Origin of the sequence: Citrobacter sp. Cpo037, from assembly GCF_030332945.1 — a bacterium.
GTDB lineage: Bacteria > Pseudomonadota > Gammaproteobacteria > Enterobacterales > Enterobacteriaceae > Citrobacter > Citrobacter portucalensis.
The window spans coordinates 1-3,968 of sequence record NZ_JAOWGW010000061.1 but is presented as its reverse complement, the minus strand read 5'-3'; the positions used below and the strand labels follow the sequence as shown (position 1 = coordinate 3,968).

Genomic DNA, 3,968 nt, shown 5'->3' with positions numbered 1-3,968 from the left:
CGCCCGCATGAATCACTGAACAATATGACGCCGGAGGAATATCGGCAACACAATCATTTGGCCGGGATCTCAAAAAATGCCTGGAACTAAAACGGGTCTATTTACAGTACCTCCATTAGCAAAATACGCTTACTCTTTAAATGTTACTCAATCTAGTCGACCTATATTGCCATGCGGAAATGAATTTATGCCAATTAATGTTACCGGTATTGACCACTCACTTGCTGCACTAAATAGCGCAATCAAAGAACATTACCTTTGGGCTGGTGATTTACTTTGTCTGAACCTGTTTGGCGGTATTGCTGGATGCGACATCATGGACAGCGATTCGCATCTGCAATGTCATTTTAGTAAGTGGTTAATGCAACACACACATGGAGATACCCTTGACCTGAATATGGTGATGGAGATCGAACGTCATCACCAGGCTATGCACGATATTGCACGAACTCTAGCTCAGGCAGTGATTGCCAGGACAGCAACAAGGGAACTGGTCAGCCAATACCATGAACGGCAGCAGGCATTTATTGACAGTATCGATTCGTATAAATCGTATCTTTTCGCTTACCGCAATCAGCATGATGCTTTAACAGGCTTACCATTACGTCATCTACTTTATCAGGAGTTTCCTGGTTTTCTCGCACGCTGTCAGAGAAACAGCAACAACCTGTATGTGTTGATAATGGATATCGATCGATTTAAGTCCATCAATGACACCTGGGGACATAATGCCGGGGACCTCGTACTGCAACAAGTTACACAGCGTTTAAAATCAGCCACTCGCAATACCGAGCGTCTTTATCGATTTGGTGGCGAAGAGTTTATTATCCTGTTGGAAACGACGACCACGCTTGCAGCGCAATCAGCAGCGGAGAGAATACGGTGTAGCCTGGCTGACCAGGATTTTCTAATTTCTGGGCAACCGGTAAAAGTCACCGTAACCGGCGGATTGACACAAGTGCAAGAACACGAAGGGCTGTATGAAATAATTAACCGAGCCGACGAAGCCATGTACTACGGCAAAAATAATGGGCGTAACTGTTGCGTGATAAAGCGAGTGGATAAGGATTCGTGCCAGATTTTGCCGCGGTGAATTTATACCTAAGCTAGTCACAGAAAGCTATCCCGACCCGACTCAAACCCAGGGAAGGTGCGAACAAGTCCCTGATATGAGATCATGTTTGTCATCTGGAGCCATGGAACAGGGTTCATTATGAGTCATCAACTTACCTTCGCCGACAGTGAATTCAGCAGTAAGCGCCGTCAGACCAGAAAAGAGATTTTCTTGTCCCGCATGGAGCAGATTCTGCCATGGCAAAACATGGTGGAAGTCATCGAGCCGTTTTAGGGGTCAGTTTGGATATAGAGAATTATTGTACGGTAAGCCTGTTTTTTGAACAGGCTTACCTGTAGCAATAGGGTGTACTCCCGCGCTATACAGCGTTTTCAGGGGATTTTGTCTTAATCGGATAACCTAAATGCGATACAGCAAGAGCGACAACCTAAAAGCGATAGCCACTGACGATAAATCAATCACTTACGTATCCGAATTGGTTAAATAATGTGCTTAACGAATGGAAGGGACTTCCCCTGATTATGCGCCTGATTAACTCTTGTGCAATCATGGGGTAAACACAACCCCGGAGGGATTCGTTATGACCATTACTACTGTCGGTATCGATCTTGCTAAAAATGTGTTCGCTGTTCATTGCGTTGACCAGAATGGCAAAACCGTTCTGGTTAAATCCAGAGTAACCCGCGCAGCTCTTCCCGGGCTGATTGCTGGTTTGCCGCCCTGTGTTATCGGGATGGAGGCGTGCTCCGGGGCTCATTACTGGGCAAGACTGTTTCGGCAGTATGGTCATGAGCCGCGTCTGATGGCCGCTAAATTTGTATCGCCTTACCGCATCGCTGGTAAATCAGGGAAAAATGATGCAGCTGATGCTCAGGCTATCTGCGAGGCGGTTCGTCGCCCACATATGCGGTTTGTGCCGGTTAAGGATGAGAGCCAGCAGGCAATGCAGTGTCTGCATCGTACCCGACAGGGTTTTATCGAAGAGAAAACAGCAACATATAATCGTCTCCGGGGGTTGATATCTGAATTCGGCGTTATCGCCCCACAAAGTACAGATGCCCTGCGCCACATAGTTTTTGAGCAGAAGAATTCTTTACCACTTCAGGTTCAGCAATGTGTTGATGATTTGCTGGAGCACGTTGCTCGCATTGAAGATAACATCGCTGAATATGACCGAATTTTGTCCCGCATGGCCAAAACAGATCATCGCAGTCAGCGGCTGATGGAATTGAAGGGCGTTGGCCCCACAACGGCCTGTGCGCTGGTCGCCAGTATCGGTAATGCACATGATTTTAAGAATGGGCGCCAGCTGGCAGCCTGGCTGGGACTGACACCATCGCAGTACAGCAGCGGCGGAAAGTCGAAGCTTGGCAGGATAACGAAAGCTGGCGATTCGTATCTGAGAACACTTCTGGTTCAGGGTGCCCGCTCGGTACTGATCGGGGCGGAGAAAAGGACTGATTTATTCAGTCGTTGGGTCTGCTCACTGGTCGAACGCAGAGGATACTGGCGCGCTGTTGTTGCCATCGCTGCCAAAAATGCAAGACTGTGCTGGGCATCATTGCATTACGGTGATGATTTCAGGTTGTACTCAGCCAGCTAAAGTACAAAGCTGTATGACCATCTGATCTGCAACTCGTTGATGATAAAGGGTTAGACCCCGTGAGGTATATCTACTTATTGTACAGGGCAAGTGTACCCGACTAACGAACTAGAGCCTCACGAGCGTCTTTCATCAGGGTCCGAATCGATGACGATCCATCATGACCGTTTATAGTACCGCAGTCTCTCCCCTTTATTTTTTTACTATAGTGCAGACAGAAACCGTAAACACCGGCGTTGACATGCCGGGGAAGCCCTTATAGTACAATAATTTTCGATATCCAAACTGACCCCCTTCAGAAAAGCATAAATGCTACGGCTTCTGACCGTGGTATCAAAAACAGGCAGCGCGCTCTGCTCCTCAGGAACCACAAGACCATATTCAGGTTTTCCCTTCATGCTTATGCAGCAGCGCCAGGGGAACCCATCCGGTCTGCCCGTCAGAAAGCCGTTCACACCACATCCAGCCATTCAGCGATCTCAGCCCGTCGTAGCCGGAAATGCAGCTTCAATATTCGGCTTAAGAATGCCGAGCAGCGCGCAGGCATTCCAGGAATGCGCCAAAGGCGCATAGAGGCGCCCTCAGAAGTTGACCAGAACACAGGAGTTAATGGCGCCGTAGCCCGGCGCAGCCGGTAACGTTGATGATAGGTTCCACCAATCCATCCCTTCGCCCTGCTAAGCCATGACCCGCTTATAGCTATGATGTCGTTTCATTAAGCCCTTTTAACTCCGGTGAGCGGGCTGTACGGCGCTTGCGACGTACAGGGCGTGATTTCCGGAGCCGTGGAGCCGGCAAAGCCGGTGCCCGGGGGCTGTATTGAGATCCTGCCGCGATGTTACTGGCAGCAACTCAAATGTTTAGTTACATCATCCAGCATTAAAAGCGATGTTGTTCCGGCCCTTTGGGCCGGGGCGGCTTCGCTTTTCAGTGGTGGGGAGGGGCTGTGATGGTTCAGGTGTGCACGGTTCACGTCTTTGCGTAAATATTTTGGATGTTGTAACTATTTGCTTCTGACTGATGCCCGCCGCGTAGTGGCGGGAGGTACATTTGTTGTTTCCGAACCGGCGCGGACGTAGTCCGCTGCAAGCGGCGGGTAATGACTCCAACTTATTGATAGTGTTTTATGTTCAGATAATGCCCGATGACTTTATCATGCAGCTCCACCGATTTTGAGAACGACAGCGACTTCCGTCCCAGCCGTGCCAGGTGCTGCCTCAGATTCAGGTTATGCCGCTCAATTCGCTGCGTATATCGCTTGCTGATTACGTGCAGCTTTCCCTTCAGGCG

The 3,968-nt window shown here is 49.2% G+C and carries 3 protein-coding genes and 2 pseudogenes; 4 read left to right on the top strand and 1 reads right to left on the bottom strand.

What is annotated here, in order from left to right:
- The 4 genes and pseudogenes from OGX94_RS11825 to OGX94_RS11810 all read left to right on the top strand — a co-directional run.
- Positions 1 to 90: pseudogene (locus OGX94_RS11825) on the top strand (integrase); the annotation flags it as partial.
- Positions 77 to 1,093 (top strand): diguanylate cyclase, encoded by a 1,017-nt coding sequence (locus OGX94_RS11820; protein ID WP_286503633.1) that lies wholly within the window; start codon positions 77 to 79, stop codon positions 1,091 to 1,093. The pseudogene OGX94_RS11825 and the gene OGX94_RS11820, both read left to right, overlap by 14 nt.
- A gap of 120 nt (positions 1,094 to 1,213) precedes the next feature.
- Positions 1,214 to 1,345: pseudogene (locus OGX94_RS11815) on the top strand (IS5/IS1182 family transposase); the annotation flags it as partial.
- A gap of 310 nt (positions 1,346 to 1,655) precedes the next feature.
- Positions 1,656 to 2,678, top strand: a complete 1,023-nt coding sequence (locus tag OGX94_RS11810) for an IS110 family RNA-guided transposase (protein WP_045899963.1) — start codon at positions 1,656 to 1,658, stop codon at positions 2,676 to 2,678.
- Between the two features lie 1,110 nt (positions 2,679 to 3,788).
- Here OGX94_RS11810 and OGX94_RS11805 read toward each other — a convergent pair.
- Positions 3,789 to 3,968 (bottom strand): IS1 family transposase (locus tag OGX94_RS11805; RefSeq protein WP_000306696.1); only part of this gene is annotated, 180 nt, incomplete at its 5' end.